The sequence below is a fragment of the Robertmurraya sp. FSL W8-0741 genome (assembly GCF_038004005.1).
Taxonomy (GTDB): Bacteria; Bacillota; Bacilli; order Bacillales; family Cytobacillaceae; genus Robertmurraya; species Robertmurraya siralis.
In genome coordinates, this window is record NZ_JBBOQG010000001.1 from 2,216,314 (window position 1) to 2,234,418 (window position 18,105).

Here is an 18,105-nt window from a genome sequence, read left to right on the forward strand (position 1 = left end):
AATATGAGTCGCTACGTATAGAAATCAGTAATTTTGTTTAAAAATGATGATAAGAATGCAATTTTCAACTGAATGAGTCGAATTCTTTGGGAGGAGGTGAAAGGCATGAACAAGACAGAACTAGTTAATGCGGTTGCTGAGGCTAGCGAACTTTCTAAAAAGGACGCAACTAAAGCAGTTGACGCTGTATTTGATTCAATCTTAAATGCTTTAAAAGATGGTGATAAAGTACAATTAATCGGTTTCGGAAACTTTGAGGTACGTGAGCGCGCAGCTCGTAAAGGACGTAACCCTCAAACTGGTGAAGAAATTGAAATTTCTGCAAGCAAAGTACCTGCTTTCAAACCAGGTAAAGCGCTTAAAGATGCAGTAAAGTAATTACATAGTACTTTATACTTCTGATAATATATCTTGCTCGTTTACGAGTGGATATTCTTATCTTCTTGAAAAAGGTTCACGTTTATACGTGGCCTTTTTATTTTTATTTGCTCATTTCATGCGAAACTGAGGTTTCATCGTTTCAAGGTAAAATGAGCAAAAAATCATTAGCGCATATAATTCCGCCTTATTTTTGTTGTGTTAGAAATTATCGGAAGATAAATTCCTTCTTTTTGCCTGTCTTTCGTAAGATGTGCTAAGATGTTAATGTTATATTTAGGTTAGTTGATGAAGGATTAGGCTGAGGAGGATATTAATCATGTCAAAGGTCAATCGTGCCCAAATTGAAGAGGCGGTACGTTTAATATTAGAAGCGGTGGGGGATGACCCTAATCGAGAAGGAGTACTGGATACTCCGAAACGGGTAGCAAAGATGTATGAGGAAGTATTCCAAGGAATTCATCAAGATCCACGTGAATATTTTGAAACGATATTTAGTGAAGATCACGAAGAGTTGGTATTGGTTAAAGATATTCCGTTTTACTCTATGTGTGAACACCATCTCGTTCCTTTCTATGGTAAGGCTCATGTTGCCTATATTCCTCGGAATGGCCGAGTGACTGGGCTGAGCAAACTGGCAAGAGCAGTCGAAGCGGTAGCGAAAAGACCGCAGCTTCAAGAAAGGATCACATCAACCGTTGCTGATGCAATGATGGAAAAGCTTGAACCACACGGTGTCATGATTGTCGTTGAAGCGGAACACATGTGCATGACAATGCGCGGTGTCAAAAAACCTGGTGCTAAAACTGTAACCACAGCCGTTAGGGGTACATTGGCAGAAGACAGTCAAGCAAGAGCGGAAATTTTATCGTTAATTAAACAATAGTACGAAAAGTATCGACTAAAATGTGAAATTTGGTCGATACTTTTTAAAATAGGTTAAGTTGTTTTCGCAAAACCTATAGGAAAGTCAATGTAATAATTGGTATGATGAGTGTACGACAAATTTTGAATCATAATAATCATTAATGGGGAGGTGGGAGCGGATGGAAAACAAACCAAACGGTGAATATTTAGTGATTAAAGCAATTGATGATGGAGTTAACGTAATTGGATTAACTCGCGGCACAGATACGCGTTTTCATCACTCTGAGAAACTAGATAAGGGTGAAGTCATGATTGCTCAATTTACTGAACATACTTCAGCCATCAAAATAAGAGGAAATGCTAAAATATTGACCTCATACGGGGAAATAAAAAGTGGCGGAAGCGAAGATTAAACTTCTCTATTTAATATGGTAATATTGTTAATATATAACAATATACAGAATTATCTATATTTTTTATTAAGAGGACCATAGTAGGACCTTTTATGATATAATTGTCAATGCGTTTATTTTTCAAAAGGTCGGGACAAAAAGTAAAAGTAGAATCTAGGGGATACAAGGGTGATTTCATGCTAAACCTTCAACAAAAACTAGAATACGTTCGGGAAAAAATAGAAGGAAAGATCCATCATCCCTTCTTAACTAAAAATATCGAAGCGCCAATAATTGATGAAGATAAGCTTTTCTTTCTTGTCTCTTTTCTAGATGATCTGAACGTTTCCATTGAAGATATGGAGAGCTATGTAGTGCCGACAATGCTATTGCAAATTGCTCTTGATACCCATGATAAGGTTACGAACGATCTTTCAGGAGATTCCAATTTAAAACATAGGCAGCTAACGGTACTTGCCGGAGTCTACTATAGCGGTCTTTATTATAAAATTCTGGCCGATCAAGATAACATTGAAGTAATCAGATTGCTTGCAGAAGGAATTGAAACCATCAATGATCAGAAAATTATCGTTTATCAGCAAGAGCTAGATGGAATTGAAAAACTTATTGAATGTCTTAAGAATATCGAAGCATCTTTACATAAAAAACTTATTAAACATTTACATGCAAAGGGTTGGGATGACGTCATCACCAATTTCTTATTAATTAAGCGCTTAAATAAAGAAAGGGAGCAGTTTGTTAAGTCCCATACGTCTGTAGTTTTTGAGGGATTAAAGAAATTAGTTTTCCCAAAGCATGAACATACTTTGAAAGAATTATCACATGAACAAAGAAATCATTTAGTATTTATTTGCGATAAATATATAAGCTTTTCAAAAGAACTGCTAATAAAAGCAAAAAATAAACTGCCACTAGTAAATGAAGCGGTTGAAAGCAAAATTGAAGTGGTTTTAAACCAACATCAAATAGGTGTGAAATCGCTTGTGGAAGAAGGGTAAGGAAATGGACCAGTCAAAAGAACAACGTGTACATGGTGTTTTTGAAAAAATCTCTGACAACTATGATAAGATGAATTCAGTGATCAGTTTTCAGATGCATAAAAAATGGCGTGAAGACACGATGAAGAGAATGAACGTCAAGACCGGTTCTAAAGCGTTAGATGTTTGCTGCGGTACAGCAGATTGGACGATTGCCTTAGCAGAAGAAGTTGGTTCGAACGGAGAAGTTATTGGGCTTGACTTTAGCAAAAACATGCTTAAAGTTGGTGAAGAAAAAGTTAACGATTTGCATTTGGACAATGTTCAATTAGTTCATGGAAATGCAATGGAGTTGCCGTTTCCTGATCATACCTTTGATTATGTTACGATCGGTTTTGGTCTACGGAATGTACCGGATTACTTGCAAGTGCTAAAGGAAATGAATCGTGTTCTTAAGCCTGGCGGGATCGGAGTTTGTCTAGAAACATCTCAGCCGACTATGTTTGGATATCGACAGCTATTCTATTTTTATTTTCGGTTTATTATGCCGTTTTTCGGAAAGCTTTTTGCAAAGAGCTATAATGAATATGCATGGCTTCATGAGTCAGCAAAGGATTTTCCTGGAATGAAAGAACTGGCAAAAATGTTTGAGCAAGCAGGGTTTAAGAAGGTAAGCTACAAGCCTTACAGTGGCGGTGCGGCTGCTGTACATATTGGCCACAAAGAATAAGGGCAGGTTGACTCTTATTACGTGTTAAAGTTTTTAGGATTGGTGACGTCATAATGAAACTAAAGATGGTGTATTCATTTTTAAGCTCTGATATAAATATTATAGAAAATTCATTAGAAGAAACGGTGAAGGGGGAATCTTCACTTTTGCAGGAAGCATCCTTGCATCTACTGCAGGCAGGAGGCAAAAGGATTCGCCCTGTTTTTGTATTATTGGCAGCAAAATTTGGACGCTACGATATCCAAGTGGTTAAAGATGTTGCTGTTGCTTTGGAACTTATCCATATGGCCTCTTTAGTTCACGATGATGTCATTGATGATGCTGATCTGCGTCGTGGAAGACCGACGATCAAAAGTAAATGGGATAATCGTTTTGCCATGTATTCTGGAGATTATATTTTTGCTAAATCATTAGAGTTAATGACAAATGTAGAAAACCCAGTTGCACATCAAATTTTATCCAATACGATTGTGGAACTGACGATCGGCGAAATTGAACAAATTAAAGATAAATATCGTTTCGAGCAAAATTTGCGCGATTATTTGTTGCGAATAAAAAGAAAGACTGCTTTATTGATTGCAGCGAGCTGTCAACTGGGAGCAATTGCTGCTGGGGTAGAAGAGGAAGTACATCGCAAACTAGCTCGTTTTGGTTATTTTGTAGGAATGAGCTTTCAAATTACCGATGATGTTCTCGATTTTACAGGCACTGAAAAAGAACTTGGAAAGCCTGCTGGAGGAGATTTACTTCAAGGTAACATCACTCTTCCTGTGTTATTTGCAATGAAAGATGAGAAGCTGCGCAGTGAAATAGTTAAAGTGCATGAAAACATTGGATCAGATGAAATGACTCACATTATTGAGCTTATAAAGAATTCAAATGCGATTGAAAAATCCCTTGAATTTAGCGATCGATACTTAGATAAGGCGCTTGAGGTGCTTGATGAACTCCCGAATAATAAGGCGAAAAAGACACTGAGGGACATTGCGCTTTATATTGGCAAAAGAAAATCGTAAAAACATTAACGACAAGCGCTTCACTCTTATGTTTACTAATTAAAAACAGATTGAATCCTCTGTTGCCATTATGTGAAAATAATGGTAATATTTTCGTGGGCTGTCATAAATATTAAGTCCATACATATAGACAAACAGTAGGAGTGGAACATATGGAAAAGACTTTTTTAATGGTTAAACCTGATGGTGTGCAACGCAGTCTAATTGGTGACATCGTTTCTCGTTTTGAAAAAAAAGGTTTTCAACTAGTTGGTGCAAAGTTAATGAGTATACCTCAAGAATTGGCTGAGCAGCATTATGGCGAGCATAAGGAGCGTCCTTTCTTTGGTGAGTTAGTTGATTTCATTACTTCTGGACCTGTATTTGCGATGGTATGGGAAGGTGAAAATGTTATTGCGACTGCACGCAGTATGATGGGGGCGACAAACCCAAAGGATGCTGCACCTGGAACAGTTCGTGGAGATTATGCAGCGACAGTTGGGAAGAATATTATTCACGGTTCGGACTCTCCTGCAAGCGCTGAAAGAGAAATTTCATTATTTTTCAAGGAAGAAGAGCTTGTTTCTTACTCAAAACTAATTAGTGAATGGATTTATTAATTAGAAATTAATTATGATTCTGGAAAAAGTAAGCGCTTGTATAATCTGCAAGTGCTTTTTTAATCTTTTTAGAAATGCTTGATTTTAGAATTGTATTTTTTTATTCGCTTTTAAGCTATACTTAAAATAAAGTTGTTATTTATAGGGAGAAAGAAATGACACAGGATTACGAACAATTTGTTGAAAACGTTAAGAGGAAGACGGGAATTGACCTTTCGTTATATAAAGAAGCGCAAATGAAAAGAAGGCTCACATCCCTCTATGAAAAAAAAGGCTTTCGCTCTTTTAATGAGTATTTTATGGCTCTTAAGGAAAATAAATCGCACTTGGATGAATTTTTGGATCGCATGACGATCAATGTTTCAGAATTTTATCGAAATGGAAAACGGTGGGAAGTATTAGAGAAAAAAATCTTGCCGAAACTGTTGGCGAAAAATAGTCGTTTGAAAATATGGAGTGCTGCCTGCTCGACGGGTGAGGAACCTTATACGATTGCCATGATTATGTCGAAATTACAGCCCCTTTCTCAAGTTCAGGTTCTGGCAACCGATATAGATGAAAATGTTATTTCTAGGGCAAAAATAGGCGCCTATCCAGAAAGGTCTTTAAACGAAGTTCCGGATGATATTAAACGCAAATATTTTAAACAGGATGGCAGCTTATATTATATATCAGATGAGATTAAGAAAACCGTGACATTTAAAAAACAAAATTTGTTGGCAGATCCATTTGCAGGGCCATATGATTTAATTGTCTGTCGAAATGTTTTAATTTATTTTACTGAAGAAGCGAAAGATATACTGTATAAAAAGTTTAGCAATGCCCTTAAGGAAGATGGTATCTTCTTTGTTGGCAGTACGGAGCAGATTTTTAACCCAAGCTTGTACGGTTTTGATACAGAAGATACTTTTTTTTATCGGAAAAAATAAAGAGCGGAAATGCTCTTTTTTTTGGCTTATTTTGTAAGAGGCTTTAGTTTCCATACGTTTTAAAACAGCTTTTATAATAAGTTTAATTATTCAGCGTAAATAGGATTATGGAATGATGAGAATGTTAACAAACGTACATTAAGGATAAAATATAGGCAATATTTTAAATCTTATACTATTTTTCTTTACGTACGTATGTTATATTGGTACATAATCCTTTAATGAGTTGAAGGAGGAAAGAGTTATGAGATACATAACAGCGGGAGAGTCACATGGTCCCCAATTGACAACGATTATCGAAGGATTGCCGGCAGGAATGCCTTTAGTGGCTGATGAGATTAATGAACAATTAGCACGTCGCCAAAAAGGATATGGCCGCGGCCGAAGAATGCAAATTGAGAAAGATACTGTTCAAATAACGAGCGGAGTGAGACATGGCTTAACTCTCGGTTCTCCAGTGGCATTGGTTGTTACGAACGATGACTGGAAGCATTGGACAAAAATTATGGGGCAAGAGCCACCTGACCTTGAGGATGGTGAAGAAGTAAAACGGAAAATTACGCGCCCACGACCTGGACACGCTGACTTGAACGGTGGTCTCAAGTATGGACATCGCGATTTACGCAATGTTCTGGAGCGTTCATCAGCACGCGAAACAACTGTAAGAGTAGCTGCTGGGGCAGTTGCAAAGAAGCTGCTATCTTTGTTAGGTATTGAAGTAGCATCTCATGTGATTGAAATTGGTGGAATTAAAAGTGAAGTTAGAAAGTACGAATCGATGGACTCATTAAAGGAAATTGCTGAAAATTCCCCTGTTCGATGCTTAGATGCAAATGCTGAGAAAGCGATGATGAAGGCGATTGACGAAGCAAAGGAAAATGGAGATTCAATCGGCGGCATCGTTGAGGTGATCGTGGAAGGGGTACCTGCGGGAGTGGGGAGTTATGTTCATTTTGATCGCAAGCTTGATGCTAAGCTTGCCGCAGCTATTGTTAGTATTAACGCGTTTAAAGGTGTAGAATTCGGCATTGGTTTTGAAGCCGCAAGAAAACCTGGGAGCGCAGTACATGATGAGATTGTGTGGGATGAGAAGAAAGGCTATTCTCGAAAAACAAATCGATTAGGTGGATTCGAAGGCGGGATGACTACCGGGATGCCGATAGTCGTTCGAGGGGTGATGAAGCCAATACCAACATTATATAAACCGCTTCAAAGCGTGGACATCGATTCGAAGGAGCCTTTTTCAGCCAGTATTGAACGTTCAGATAGCTGTGCGGTTCCGGCAGCTGCTGTTGTCGCCGAACACGTTGTTGCATGGGAAATAGCGTCAGCGATTGTGGAGCAATTTTACGCTGATAGACTGGACACATTGATAAGCACGATTGAACAGCAGCGTACGTTTGCGAGGGAATTCTAATGGAGTCGCTCCAAATTCACACTGATTCTAGAAGTTATCCGGTTTTTGTCGGAGAAGGGGTCATATCTGCCCTTCCAAACTTTTTAAAAACGCACTTCCCTTCATTGACGAAGGTAGTCATTTTTACAGACGGTAATGTCGGGGAAAGGTATTTACCAGCTTTGGAAAGTGTCCTCACTGAGTTTCACCCATATACCTATATCATTCCAAATGGTGAATATGCAAAAACCTTCGATGTTTACCAAAGCTGTTTAACTTATTGTTTAGAAAAAAAATTGGACCGTAAATCGTTGGTAATAGCATTTGGTGGAGGCGCTGTTGGTGATCTCAGTGGTTTTGTCGCTGCTACTTTTATGAGAGGAATTCCTTTTGTTCAAATGCCCACTACGATTCTTGCCCATGATAGTGCGGTTGGTGGAAAGGTTGCGATTAATCATCCTTTGGGAAAGAATATGATAGGTGCTTTTTATCAGCCAGAAGCTGTCTTTTATGATTTAAACTTTCTTAGCAGCCTTTCGCACGTGGAAAGAAGATCAGGGTTCGCTGAGGTAATAAAGCATGGTTTGATCCAAGATGAGGCTTTTTACCAATGGTTACTTACAAATATTTCTGATTTAACGGCTCTTACTTTCGAACAACTAGAGTATATGCTAAAAAAAGGAATTCAGATCAAAAGTGTGATTGTTTCTCAGGATGAAAAGGAAAAAGGGATACGAGCTTTTTTGAACTTTGGCCATACATTGGGGCATGCGATTGAGGCTGAAGCTGGCTATGGAAAAGTGACCCATGGTGAGGCTGTATTAATCGGAATGTTGTTTGCATTGAAGTTAAGCAATAAATTGTTTAACACTTCGTTTCATTACGAAAAATTTAAAACTTGGGTGGAGCAGCTCGGTTATAACACATCGATTCCAGAGGGGTTACATCCTCAATCTTTGCTAGAGCGTATGAAGCAGGATAAAAAAGCGGTCGATGGCCATATTCAATATGTGCTTCTTGAAAGAATTGGAAAGCCTGTTGCCGTTCCGTTAGACGATCAATTTCTGCTAACTGAGTTAAAGCAGTTTCAACAAGATTGATGTTAAAGAGGTGAAAAATATTGATTAGAGGGGTTAGGGGAGCTACTACCATTGAGGAAAATGTCGAGCAGGAGATTGTCTCAGCAACAGAAAAGCTTATTCGGGAAATGATATTACAAAATGATATCGTGGCTGAAGCTGTTGCATCCGTGTTTATTTCGGTCACGGAGGATATTGATGGAGCGTTTCCCGCAAAAGCCTTAAGAAGAATCACGGGCTGGACCTATGTCCCTGTCATGTGCATGAGGGAGATTCCGGTTGAGAATTCTTTAAAAAACTGTATTCGAATCATGATACATATCAATACTGAAAAGAGCCAAAGAGAAATACATCATGTTTATTTGGAAAAAGCAATTAGTTTAAGACCAGATTTAAAGGACGAATGAAACGATCGCAGAGAGTGGTGAAAATCAATGAGATGGAAGGAAGAGCTTCTTCAATTGACTCCTTATCAACCGGGAAAATCAATTGCTGAGGTGAAGAGACAATATGGACTTGAAAAAATAGTGAAGCTTGCTTCAAATGAAAACCCATTTGGGTGTTCGCAACAAGTATTAGATAAAATTAACCAATTTGCTGGTTCTCTGGCTCTTTATCCGGATGGGTATGCGACGGATTTGCGGGAAGCGTTGGCTAGTAAATTAGGTGTATCAGAAACACAAATAATATTTGGAAACGGTTCTGACGAAAATATCCAAATCATTTCTAGAGCTTTGCTGAGACCTGGATTTAACACGGTTATGGCAGCGCCGACTTTTCCTCAATATAAGCATAATGCCGTGATTGAAGGAGCAGAAGTACGGGAAGTCCCTCTTATTAATGGCGAACATGATCTCGAAGGCATGTTAAAACAAATGGATGAGAGAACAAATGTCGTATGGCTCTGTAGTCCGAACAATCCTACTGGCACTTATATTAATGAAAACAAATTATTATCCTTTTTAAAGAGGGTACCGCAAGAGACACTCGTCGTATTAGATGAAGCTTATTTCGAATACGTTGTAGCGGAAGACTATTACCATTCTATCGAACTGATAAAACAATTTGAGAATTTAATTGTGTTAAGGACGTTTTCGAAAATTTATGGATTGGCTAGTCTTCGCATTGGATATGGGATCGGCAGTGAAAAGGTGATTCGCGCTCTTGAACCGGCAAGGGAACCATTTAATACAAATACATTTGCGCAAATCGCCGCTACAGCTGCTCTCGAAGATCAAGCGTATGTGGATATGTGCAGACAGAGAAATCGCGAGGGTTTAGAACAATACTATCATTTTTGCGAGCAAGAGCAATTGTCTTATAACAGGTCCCAGGGAAATTTTATTTTGATTGATTTCAAGGTGGATGGAAATGAAGTGTTCCAGTACTGTTTAGAAAGAGGATATATTGTTCGTTCAGGTGTAGCTCTTGGTTTTCCGACATCTGTCAGAGTGACAGTTGGCTCAAAGGAAGAGAACGATGAAATGATTGCCCTTATGAAAGCATTTATTTCTGAAAAGTCCCCGCTTAATAAGTAATAATGCTACATTTTTTTCAAATTCGACTCTAATAAATAAGCTCCTGCTCTATTCGGACCATTCATGGTTCCTATGAACAGGAGCTCTTAGCAATCATGAAAGCAGGTGTTCCCTTGAAAGGTCGTGTATTTATTATTGGGCTGGGGCTCATCGGGGGTTCATTGGCTTTATGTATAAAAGCTGAACATCCGAAAGCAAAGATTATTGGCTATGATATAAATAAGAAACAAACAAGGTTAGCGGCAATGCTTGGTGTCGTTGATGAAGTAGCGGAGGAAATAGAAACAGGTGCTGCTGAGGCTGACCTGATTTTAATTGCCACACCAGTTAAGAAGATTGAAACGATGATCGAACAGCTCTGTCATCTTTCTTTAAAGCAAGGTGTCATTATTTCAGATGCGGGCAGTACAAAAGTGGAAATTGTTAAAAAAGCAGCTTGTTTAAGGGACAAAGGCTATACTTTTGTCGGTGGTCACCCAATGGCTGGCTCACATAAAAGCGGAGTTCAGGCAGCTAAATCAATCCTTTTTGAAAATGCCTTTTATTTATTGACACCCGAGACCGATACGGATCCAGAGGCATTAGAAAGCTTGAAAATGTGGCTTAAAGGAACAAAAGCACGATTTTTACAAGTGCATCCTGCTGAGCATGATTATTTGACAGGAGTGATTAGCCACTTCCCTCATGTTATTGCTGCTTCTCTCGTTCATCAGGCAGAAAGAACAAGCAGGACGCAAAGCTTAGTCACAAGGCTTGCAGCTGGTGGATTTCGCGATATCACAAGAATAGCATCTAGCAGCCCACATATGTGGAAGGATATCTCTCTTCATAATAAAGATGTTCTTTTACAATTATTCACTGATTGGCAGGAAGAAATGGCAAGGGTTGCGAATATGTTAAGGGCTGAAAATGAGGAAGCTCTCCTTCAATATTTTTCTCGGGCAAAGCAGTTTCGTGATGAGATGCCTGTAAAAGAAAAAGGTGCAATCCCGGCATTCTACGATTTATTTGTCGATGTTCCCGATTACCCCGGGGTCATTTCTGAAATTACCGGCTACTTAGCAAAGGAAAACATTAACTTAACGAATATTCGTATTCGTGAAACGAGAGAAGAAGTATACGGTATTCTTGTAATTAGCTTTCAAACAGAAGAGGATCGAGAAAGAGCAGAGCAGTGTATTCGCCATTATACCAATTACGAAACATCCACTGGGATATGAGAGGGGGATAAAAATGAAAACAACACCATTAGCGATAAACGCAGCAAAGCTTCAAGGCCATTTGCAAATACCAGGAGATAAATCTATTTCCCATCGTTCAATTATGTTTGGAGCTATTGCCAACGGAACGACTACAATAACGAATTTTCTAACAGGAGATGATTGTTTAAGGACGATTGCTTGTTTTCGAAAGCTTGGCGTTGTAATTGAGCAGGAGGGAGAGAGAGCAGTTGTCTTTGGCAAGGGTTTCACTGGATTAAATGAACCAAGTGAAGTGCTTGATGTTGGAAATTCTGGAACGACGATCAGACTTATGCTTGGAATTTTAGCTGGGCGTCCGTTTTTTTCTACGCTCATTGGAGACGAATCTATAGGGAAGAGACCGATGACAAGAGTCACTAAACCGCTTTTAAGTCTAGGTGCTAACATTGATGGGAGAAGTGGTGGTGAGTACACTCCGATTGCGGTAAGAGGGGGAGGTCTCACAGGGATTGAGTATCGCTTACCGGTGGCAAGTGCTCAGGTGAAGTCTGCAATTCTTTTGGCAGGCTTACAAGCAGATGGAGAGACAACTGTTATTGAAACTTCCAAAACTCGCGATCATACAGAAAGAATGATTCAGCATTTTGGCGGTAAACTCGAAGTTGATGGTCTTACGATTAAAGTGCAAGGTGGGCAACCTTTACAGGGAACGAATGTTGAGGTTCCAGGAGATATTTCATCAGCTGCTTTCTTTCTTGTAGCGGGAGCCATTGTTCCGAATAGTGAAATTATGTTGAAAAATGTAGGGCTTAATCCAACAAGAACAGGCATTATAGATGTGATGCGAGAAATGGGAGCTGACTTGCAAGTAAAGAATGAACGAGAACAATTTGAGCCTGTCGGTGATGTAATCATAAAAACTTCAACCCTTAAAGGAACAACGATTGAAGGAGATATGATCCCACGCCTAATTGATGAAATTCCAATTATTGCCTTATTGGCTACGCAAGCAGAGGGAGTCACAATTATTAAAGACGCTGAAGAATTAAAAGTGAAAGAGACGAATCGAATCGATACAGTGGTTCGCGAATTACAAAAATTAGGCGCGAAAATAGAATCAACAAATGATGGCATGATTATTTACGGAAAGCAGCAGTTGTTAGGCGGCACCGTAAGCAGTCATGGTGATCATCGAATTGGGATGATGCTGGCTGTTGCTTCACTGGTTTGCAAGGAACAAACGAACTTAGAGAATATCGAAGCAATTTCCGTTTCTTATCCTAATTTCTTTAACCATTTAGAAAGCCTGTTAAAATAGCACTTGCTAGGTGTTAAAAAGCCGGCGATTCCAGAGGTAAAAGAGATAGTCGAGCCCATATCGGCTTCGCCTACGAAAAAGCACTATTTGGAGTGGAAATCAATAAGGTTAAAAGACAGCAAAATAAGAAGAGCCAAAACTAAGCTTTTGGGACAACCTCTTCTTTTTTTGTTTGGACTTTGTTATATGTCGGTATTTATTTTTGGCTCATTCTCTCTCTTCACCTTTCAGCACAACTGAAAAGGCTTGTGAAACCATGGTCTCACATGAAATGAGCCAAAAATCGTATGCTCAACAATTGTGTTAAAAGATTTGTCTAAACTATAATCATGGAATAAATATTTTTGTACAAGCATAGTTTGTCATAAGACTGATTAAAAGGGTGGTTTTATGACCTATATTATCGAAAATGCTAATTTGCTAAAGAACGATAGGCTTGAGCAAAACTCCTTGCTGATTAAAGAGGATCGCATCGATTCGATCAGACCCTCCTTCGAAAGGTTCTCCTACATGAGAGTGAATGCAAGTTCCTTTGTAATGACGCCGCCCCATGTTCTCTTTTGTCCTCAATTTCCATCGAGACAGTCATTTCAAGTTATGAAAAAATTTTATATCGATAAACTTATTACAAGAGGAAGTACGATGTTTTTAACTTATGTGGAAATAGATAAAGAATATTTATTACGGCCTGTTTATAACAATATGAAAACAGCTCTATTAAATAGTCCTATTGATTATACGATAGGGGTGAAAATTCCACTCCGTTTACTCACAACGAGCTTTTTAATAAAATGCAAACGGGCTAAAATCCCAGCGATATTCGTTGAAGTAGAGGATGAGTGGGAGCTTAAGGAAGTACCATGGGGATGGTTGAGGGAGGCTATGTTTCCTTATAATAGCCCACTGATTCCTGTTTTTGTAGCAGAAACTGAAAAGCAAAGAATTCAGGCAGAAGTGTATTGGCAGGAGCTTTTATACATCGAGAAGATTCCATTTATCGGACACGAGTTAAAAGAGAATGTCCCGATTTCTCGTGAGGATTTATGCAAACTGGGTATTTATCCTGTAAAATCGGGTTTACATCATGGTGGTGAAGTTAGTTATAATTTATATTTGAAAGATGATTTGGAAAACGAAATTTGTGAAAAAGAGTTGTTTATGCAACTAAATGAGCGCCTGCTTGTAACCGTTCATAAAGGAATGGTAATACGTGCAGGCAAGGACGTTCAATTTAGACCGGGGTTTGGCGAGTATGTTGTTATCAAAACTCCAGCCTTTTTTAAAGTGAATTAATGAATAAGTCTTATTAGGAGTAGAATTTTGCAAATTCCATTATAATGAAGATAGGTAGTTAAGTTATAAAACGCAAGCCATTTGCTTTTGTAGAAGTAAAGCGGCTATAAATATGTAATATTCTTGTCCTTTTAATGATTGAGGAAATGATAAATTTCGTTTGCTGTGGATGACTTTTGAATGAGTGGTAGGTAACAAAAAAATAGGATTGTGAAAGGGTTGCTAAATGGAAAAAGTCAGTAAAATTATTACTTTATTGGAAAATGGTCAGCATGAAGAGGCCTTACAGAAATATAAAGCAATATTAAAAAGTGGAACAAACGATGAAAGGCTCCTTCTTGGAGAAGAATTATTTCATTATGGATTTCTAGAGGAGGCAAAATCATTATTTGAAAGGCTTCATGAAGCATATCCTGAAGAGGGGGAAATTCTTGTTACGATGGCTGAGATTTACCTTGAACAAGGGAAAGAGGATGAAGCCATTCAAGCTTTAGATAAAATAAAAGAAACGGATCCAAGTTATCCGGAAAGCTTGCTATTGCAGGCTGATTTATACCAAATGGAAGGACTATATGAAGTTAGTGAACAGAAGCTGTTAAAGGCAAAATCTGTATTACCGGATGAGGTTATTATTGATTTTGCATTAGGAGAGCTCTATTTAGAGCAAGGGAGATTTATTGAAGCCATCAAATCATATGAAAGAGTTGTACCAATTGAGCAAGAAATAGCAGGGGTCAATATTAATCAAAGACTTGGTGATGCTTATAGTGCAGGCGGTGCTTTTGAAGAAGCCCTTCCTCATTATAAAAAAGCCTTGGAAGCTGGTTTGGAAATTAATACCCTTTTTCATTATGCATTTACGGCTCTTCAGGCGGGCATGAATAAAACAGCGATTGAAAAATTTTCTGAGCTGAAAGAACTTGATCACGAGTATCACTCTCTCTATCTTTATTTAGCAAAAGCGTACGAGCGAGAAGAGGAACTTGAATTAGCTTTTGAAACGGTTCAAGAAGGACTCCGCTATGACGAATATAACAAGGATTTGTATTTTATTGGTGGAAAGCTGGCGCTTAAACTTAACAAAGAAAAAAGTGCAGAAGAGCTCTTAAGACAGGCTTTAGTTCTCGATCCGGAATTTATTGAAGCTGGTATAACGATTAATAAGTTATTCCTTCATCAAGAGAGATATGAAGATGTGCTAGAGATCGTTGCTATTTTTGAGTCAAGTGGAATCGAGGAACCGCATTTAATTTGGGATGCGGCGGCTTCATTACAAAATTTAGAAAAATATTCACAGGCATTAAACAAATACCAACTTGCATATAATTTTTTAAAGAACGATCAAGAGTTTCTCGCAGATTATGGATACTTTCTAATTGAAGAAGGAAAACGAGAAGAGGCTGCCGAAATATTTAATGTATTACTAACAAATGATCCAACAAACGAAGAATTCACAGAAGTTTTACAAAGGCTGTCTGATGAAAGCTGAGCCGTCTGAGAAGTATGCAAACCCGTTTGCAGCTAACGTGACCATCATTAGAAATTAATAAAAAATAGTTGTACGCAGAGGAGGGAAAATGATGAAGACCCCTGTATCTGTCAACGAGAAAAAAGATTTTATTCGCTGGTTCCTCAATCATTATCAACTGAAAAGACGTGAATGTGTGTGGATTTTAAATTATTTAATGAGTCATGATGGACTTATGGAAAAAGTGCATTTTGTTGAGCAGGCTCAATATTGTCCCCGCGGTTTAGTCATGTCCACTCATTGTGTTGATGAGGTACCTTTTCGTTTTTACAAAGAGAATGTCATGACAACAGATGCAGAGAAATCTTTTCACGATATTCGTTTAAATAGGGATGAAGAAATATTTATTCAACTTAATTTTCATGCATCCAATAAAGCGCATCAATATGCTGCTGTTTTAGAAGAGAATCCTTTCATGCCCAAAAGTCTGCAAATTAGTGAAAAGGATCGCCTTATCGCAGAAAAATTTCTGTCATCTACACTGAAAAATTTCCAACGAGAAAAATTGCTTCGTTTAATTGATGAGGCTTTAGACAATCAAGATAAAGCTGCTTTTGAAGAGTTAACCAAAAAACTTAACCGTTTAAGGTAGAACTGCTGCTGCGAAAAGAATATCAAAGTGGAAGCTGTGTCAAAAGGTTGTTAAAAAGGCCTTTTTGATATCAGCTTTTTCTTCTTAGTTAAATCTAAATAGAGCGCAATCATTTAACCTCGCTAATCCTTCGGCCGAAAAGCTCGAAGCTTTCAAAAAAGTTTGTTGAATGATTATTTTTGTTGAAGCAACAGGTTCTGCCTCCTGTGGGAAGTTGCTCGGTCCTGTCCGCGAAAAAGCTCCATCTGAAGGGAAAACAACAAGAAGCACAGACGGGACAAAACAAGAGGCATCCCAAAAAAGCAAGATGTTTGGACAACCTCTTGTTTTTGTATAGAATCATCTTTGTCCAGTTATTGTTGAAATGGTATGATTAAGTAAGAATTAATGAACTTGGAGTGATGGGAATGAAATGGGTTTCAAAAGATATGGATATGTATTTAGGTGCGAAGGAATATGTTGATACGGTTGTCCTGCCGCTACTGCCGATTTCGTTTGGCGATGATCTAAAACAAACTGCCTCCATGACAGAGTTTATTTCGCTTTTAACGATTCCTCTTGAGAGGCAATTTAAAGGAAGGCTCATGATGCTTCCTGGCTATACATATTTAAAAAGTGACTCAGATGACAGCCGTCTGCAGGTGATAAAACACTGGGAAACAGAGTTCAAAAAAAGTGGGTTTAAACATATGATTTATATAACATCTGATAGCGGTTGGAGAACGATAGAAGATAAATGTGAAGGCACGGTGATTTGGCTACCGTCTCTTCCATTGGAGAATATGGATGAAAAATATCGAAATTCAATTTTAGAGGATCAAATTGGACAATTGATTCATTTATTTGTGAAAAAGTGGCAAAATAATGACTAATGGAGATTTTAATCACTGAGTTCCAATCCTTTAGCGATTTATTATATTGACCTAAAGTATAGATTGATATATCATTGTTATGTCCTAGTTTTATATTGTGCCTAAATTATGTCCGTTGGACTACCATTTCATGATAGAGGGGGGAAAGGTATGAGCAAACAACGCGTAACAAGACGTCAATTCCTAAACTATACACTTACTGGTGTTGGTGGATTTATGGCTGCAGGAATGTTAATGCCAATGGTCCGATTTGCAGTTGATCCTGTTTTGAAACACAATGCAGCTGGCGATTATGTTGTCACGAAACAAAAGATTGATGAAATAACGAATGAACCAGTTCGTGTAGATTTCTCTTTTGAACAAAAAGATGCATGGTACACTTCAGAAGTAACAAATACTGCATGGGTATACAAAGATGAGAATGGTGAAATTGTCGCATTATCTCCAGTCTGTAAGCATTTAGGTTGTACGGTAGACTGGAATACGGATGCAACACACCCTGAACATTTCTTTTGTCCATGTCACAATGGACTTTATACAAAAGATGGTGTAAACGTACCTGGTACACCGCCAGCAGCGCCGTTGGATGTATATCCTTATAAAGATGTTGACGGTTATTTAGCTTTAGGTAAAGCAGAACCGCGAAAGGGGGCGTAATGATTGTTAAATAAGATTTATGATTGGGTAGATGAACGTTTGGATATTACGCCTTTGTGGCGGGATATTGCAGACCATGAAGTGCCTGAACATGTAAACCCTGCACATCATTTTTCGGCATTTGTTTACTGTTTCGGTGGGTTAACGTTCTTCGTTACTGTTATTCAAATTTTATCTGGTATGTTTTTAACGATGTACTATGTTCCAGATATAAAAAATGCCTGGGAATCGATTTATTATCTGCAAAACGAAGTGGCTTTTGGACAAATTGTCCGTGGAATGCATCACTGGGGTGCTAGTTTAGTTATCGTCATGATGTTTTTACATACGTTGCGTGTTTTCTTCCAAGGAGCTTATAAGAAACCGCGTGAGCTTAACTGGATTGTTGGAGTACTTATCTTCTTCGTCATGCTTGCCCTAGGTTTAACGGGTTATTTATTACCATGGGATATGAAAGCGTTATTTGCAACAAAGGTTACGATTACGATTATCGAGTCAGTACCATTTATAGGTGAGTACTTGAAGATTCTGATCGCAGGACATTCGGATATTATTGGTGCACAGACAATTACCCGATTCTTTGCAATCCATGTATTCTTCTTACCTGCTGCATTGTTTGCATTGATGGCTGCCCACTTCTTGATGATTCGTAAACAAGGTATTTCAGGTCCATTGTAAAATCGATTTATTCTCATGATTTCTGAATGACTTAAAGGAGGGG

The 18,105-nt window shown here is 38.3% G+C and carries 21 protein-coding genes; all 21 read left to right on the plus strand.

Annotated elements, in window-relative coordinates; translation table 11 throughout:
* The first annotated feature begins 105 nt into the window (after window positions 1–105).
* Window positions 106–378, plus strand: coding sequence for an HU family DNA-binding protein (locus tag NST02_RS10715; RefSeq protein ID WP_126409103.1), 273 nt, complete (start codon window positions 106–108; stop codon window positions 376–378).
* 319 nt (window positions 379–697) lie between these two features.
* Window positions 698–1,264: a GTP cyclohydrolase I FolE gene (gene folE, locus NST02_RS10720; protein WP_095306549.1), complete on the plus strand. Its 567-nt coding sequence runs from the start codon at window positions 698–700 to the stop codon at window positions 1,262–1,264.
* 160 nt (window positions 1,265–1,424) lie between these two features.
* Window positions 1,425–1,658 (plus strand): trp RNA-binding attenuation protein MtrB, encoded by a 234-nt coding sequence (mtrB, locus tag NST02_RS10725; RefSeq protein WP_095306548.1) that lies wholly within the window; start codon window positions 1,425–1,427, stop codon window positions 1,656–1,658.
* 176 nt (window positions 1,659–1,834) lie between these two features.
* Complete coding sequence (locus NST02_RS10730) at window positions 1,835–2,656, plus strand: heptaprenyl diphosphate synthase component 1 (RefSeq protein ID WP_095306547.1); 822 nt, start codon at window positions 1,835–1,837, stop codon at window positions 2,654–2,656.
* Between the two features lie 4 nt (window positions 2,657–2,660).
* Window positions 2,661–3,365 (plus strand): demethylmenaquinone methyltransferase, encoded by a 705-nt coding sequence (locus NST02_RS10735; protein WP_095306596.1) that lies wholly within the window; start codon window positions 2,661–2,663, stop codon window positions 3,363–3,365.
* Window positions 3,366–3,418: 53 nt separating this feature from the next.
* Window positions 3,419–4,381 carry a heptaprenyl diphosphate synthase component II gene (gene hepT, locus NST02_RS10740; protein ID WP_095306546.1) on the plus strand — a complete coding sequence of 321 codons (963 nt, stop codon included), beginning with the start codon at window positions 3,419–3,421 and terminating at the stop codon, window positions 4,379–4,381.
* A 152-nt stretch (window positions 4,382–4,533) separates the two neighbouring features.
* A complete protein-coding gene (ndk, locus tag NST02_RS10745) occupies window positions 4,534–4,980 on the plus strand; it encodes a nucleoside-diphosphate kinase (protein ID WP_095306545.1) in 447 nt (148 codons plus the stop codon).
* Window positions 4,981–5,135: 155 nt separating this feature from the next.
* The gene (locus NST02_RS10750; RefSeq protein WP_095306544.1) at window positions 5,136–5,909 is read left to right on the plus strand and encodes a CheR family methyltransferase; all 774 of its coding nucleotides are present in this window, start codon (window positions 5,136–5,138) and stop codon (window positions 5,907–5,909) included.
* A gap of 244 nt (window positions 5,910–6,153) precedes the next feature.
* A complete protein-coding gene (gene aroC / locus NST02_RS10755) occupies window positions 6,154–7,326 on the plus strand; it encodes a chorismate synthase (RefSeq protein ID WP_095306543.1) in 1,173 nt (390 codons plus the stop codon).
* Window positions 7,326–8,405 (plus strand): 3-dehydroquinate synthase, encoded by a 1,080-nt coding sequence (aroB, locus tag NST02_RS10760; RefSeq protein WP_095306542.1) that lies wholly within the window; start codon window positions 7,326–7,328, stop codon window positions 8,403–8,405. The genes aroC and aroB overlap by 1 nt, the downstream gene beginning before the upstream one ends.
* A 20-nt stretch (window positions 8,406–8,425) precedes the next feature.
* On the plus strand, window positions 8,426–8,791 hold the full coding sequence (aroH, locus tag NST02_RS10765) for a chorismate mutase (protein ID WP_095306541.1): 366 nt from the start codon (window positions 8,426–8,428) through the stop codon (window positions 8,789–8,791).
* A 27-nt stretch (window positions 8,792–8,818) separates the two neighbouring features.
* Entirely contained in the window at window positions 8,819–9,922 is a 1,104-nt protein-coding gene (gene hisC / locus NST02_RS10770) for a histidinol-phosphate transaminase (RefSeq protein ID WP_095306540.1), read from the plus strand.
* 113 nt (window positions 9,923–10,035) lie between these two features.
* Window positions 10,036–11,142: a prephenate dehydrogenase gene (locus NST02_RS10775; RefSeq protein WP_212933351.1), complete on the plus strand. Its 1,107-nt coding sequence runs from the start codon at window positions 10,036–10,038 to the stop codon at window positions 11,140–11,142.
* A gap of 13 nt (window positions 11,143–11,155) precedes the next feature.
* Complete coding sequence (aroA, locus tag NST02_RS10780) at window positions 11,156–12,442, plus strand: 3-phosphoshikimate 1-carboxyvinyltransferase (RefSeq protein WP_137743174.1); 1,287 nt, start codon at window positions 11,156–11,158, stop codon at window positions 12,440–12,442.
* A 390-nt stretch (window positions 12,443–12,832) separates the two neighbouring features.
* Window positions 12,833–13,735: a hypothetical protein gene (locus NST02_RS10785; RefSeq protein ID WP_095306538.1), complete on the plus strand. Its 903-nt coding sequence runs from the start codon at window positions 12,833–12,835 to the stop codon at window positions 13,733–13,735.
* 226 nt (window positions 13,736–13,961) lie between these two features.
* On the plus strand, window positions 13,962–15,224 hold the full coding sequence (locus tag NST02_RS10790; protein WP_095306537.1) for a tetratricopeptide repeat protein: 1,263 nt from the start codon (window positions 13,962–13,964) through the stop codon (window positions 15,222–15,224).
* Window positions 15,225–15,315: 91 nt separating this feature from the next.
* The gene (locus NST02_RS10795) at window positions 15,316–15,855 is read left to right on the plus strand and encodes a ReoY family proteolytic degradation factor (protein WP_095306536.1); all 540 of its coding nucleotides are present in this window, start codon (window positions 15,316–15,318) and stop codon (window positions 15,853–15,855) included.
* Window positions 15,856–16,024: 169 nt separating this feature from the next.
* Window positions 16,025–16,192, plus strand: coding sequence for a hypothetical protein (locus NST02_RS10800; protein ID WP_170943511.1), 168 nt, complete (start codon window positions 16,025–16,027; stop codon window positions 16,190–16,192).
* Between the two features lie 70 nt (window positions 16,193–16,262).
* Window positions 16,263–16,727: a YpiF family protein gene (locus NST02_RS10805; protein ID WP_095306535.1), complete on the plus strand. Its 465-nt coding sequence runs from the start codon at window positions 16,263–16,265 to the stop codon at window positions 16,725–16,727.
* Window positions 16,728–16,877: 150 nt separating this feature from the next.
* Window positions 16,878–17,384: a QcrA and Rieske domain-containing protein gene (locus tag NST02_RS10810; RefSeq protein ID WP_095306534.1), complete on the plus strand. Its 507-nt coding sequence runs from the start codon at window positions 16,878–16,880 to the stop codon at window positions 17,382–17,384.
* 3 nt (window positions 17,385–17,387) lie between these two features.
* Window positions 17,388–18,062 (plus strand): menaquinol-cytochrome c reductase cytochrome b subunit, encoded by a 675-nt coding sequence (qcrB, locus tag NST02_RS10815; RefSeq protein WP_095306533.1) that lies wholly within the window; start codon window positions 17,388–17,390, stop codon window positions 18,060–18,062.
* Window positions 18,063–18,105 lie beyond the last annotated feature (43 nt).

Excerpts from the sequence above, each read along its gene's own strand:
- NST02_RS10805 (WP_095306535.1), top strand. The coding sequence starts at position 16,263 with ATGAAATGGGTTTCAAAAGATATGGATATGTATTTAGGTGCGAAGGAA.
- NST02_RS10785 (WP_095306538.1), top strand. The coding sequence starts at position 12,833 with ATGACCTATATTATCGAAAATGCTAATTTGCTAAAGAACGATAGGCTT.
- NST02_RS10750 (WP_095306544.1), top strand. The coding sequence starts at position 5,136 with ATGACACAGGATTACGAACAATTTGTTGAAAACGTTAAGAGGAAGACG.
- NST02_RS10790 (WP_095306537.1), top strand. The coding sequence starts at position 13,962 with ATGGAAAAAGTCAGTAAAATTATTACTTTATTGGAAAATGGTCAGCAT.
- NST02_RS10735 (WP_095306596.1), top strand. The coding sequence starts at position 2,661 with ATGGACCAGTCAAAAGAACAACGTGTACATGGTGTTTTTGAAAAAATC.
- NST02_RS10730 (WP_095306547.1), top strand. The coding sequence starts at position 1,835 with ATGCTAAACCTTCAACAAAAACTAGAATACGTTCGGGAAAAAATAGAA.
- aroC (WP_095306543.1), top strand. The coding sequence starts at position 6,154 with ATGAGATACATAACAGCGGGAGAGTCACATGGTCCCCAATTGACAACG.
- aroB (WP_095306542.1), top strand. The coding sequence starts at position 7,326 with ATGGAGTCGCTCCAAATTCACACTGATTCTAGAAGTTATCCGGTTTTT.
- mtrB (WP_095306548.1), top strand. The coding sequence starts at position 1,425 with ATGGAAAACAAACCAAACGGTGAATATTTAGTGATTAAAGCAATTGAT.
- hepT (WP_095306546.1), top strand. The coding sequence starts at position 3,419 with ATGAAACTAAAGATGGTGTATTCATTTTTAAGCTCTGATATAAATATT.
- folE (WP_095306549.1), top strand. The coding sequence starts at position 698 with ATGTCAAAGGTCAATCGTGCCCAAATTGAAGAGGCGGTACGTTTAATA.
- NST02_RS10715 (WP_126409103.1), top strand. The coding sequence starts at position 106 with ATGAACAAGACAGAACTAGTTAATGCGGTTGCTGAGGCTAGCGAACTT.
- hisC (WP_095306540.1), top strand. The coding sequence starts at position 8,819 with ATGAGATGGAAGGAAGAGCTTCTTCAATTGACTCCTTATCAACCGGGA.
- NST02_RS10795 (WP_095306536.1), top strand. The coding sequence starts at position 15,316 with ATGAAGACCCCTGTATCTGTCAACGAGAAAAAAGATTTTATTCGCTGG.
- NST02_RS10810 (WP_095306534.1), top strand. The coding sequence starts at position 16,878 with ATGAGCAAACAACGCGTAACAAGACGTCAATTCCTAAACTATACACTT.
- ndk (WP_095306545.1), top strand. The coding sequence starts at position 4,534 with ATGGAAAAGACTTTTTTAATGGTTAAACCTGATGGTGTGCAACGCAGT.
- aroA (WP_137743174.1), top strand. The coding sequence starts at position 11,156 with ATGAAAACAACACCATTAGCGATAAACGCAGCAAAGCTTCAAGGCCAT.
- NST02_RS10800 (WP_170943511.1), top strand. The coding sequence starts at position 16,025 with ATGATTATTTTTGTTGAAGCAACAGGTTCTGCCTCCTGTGGGAAGTTG.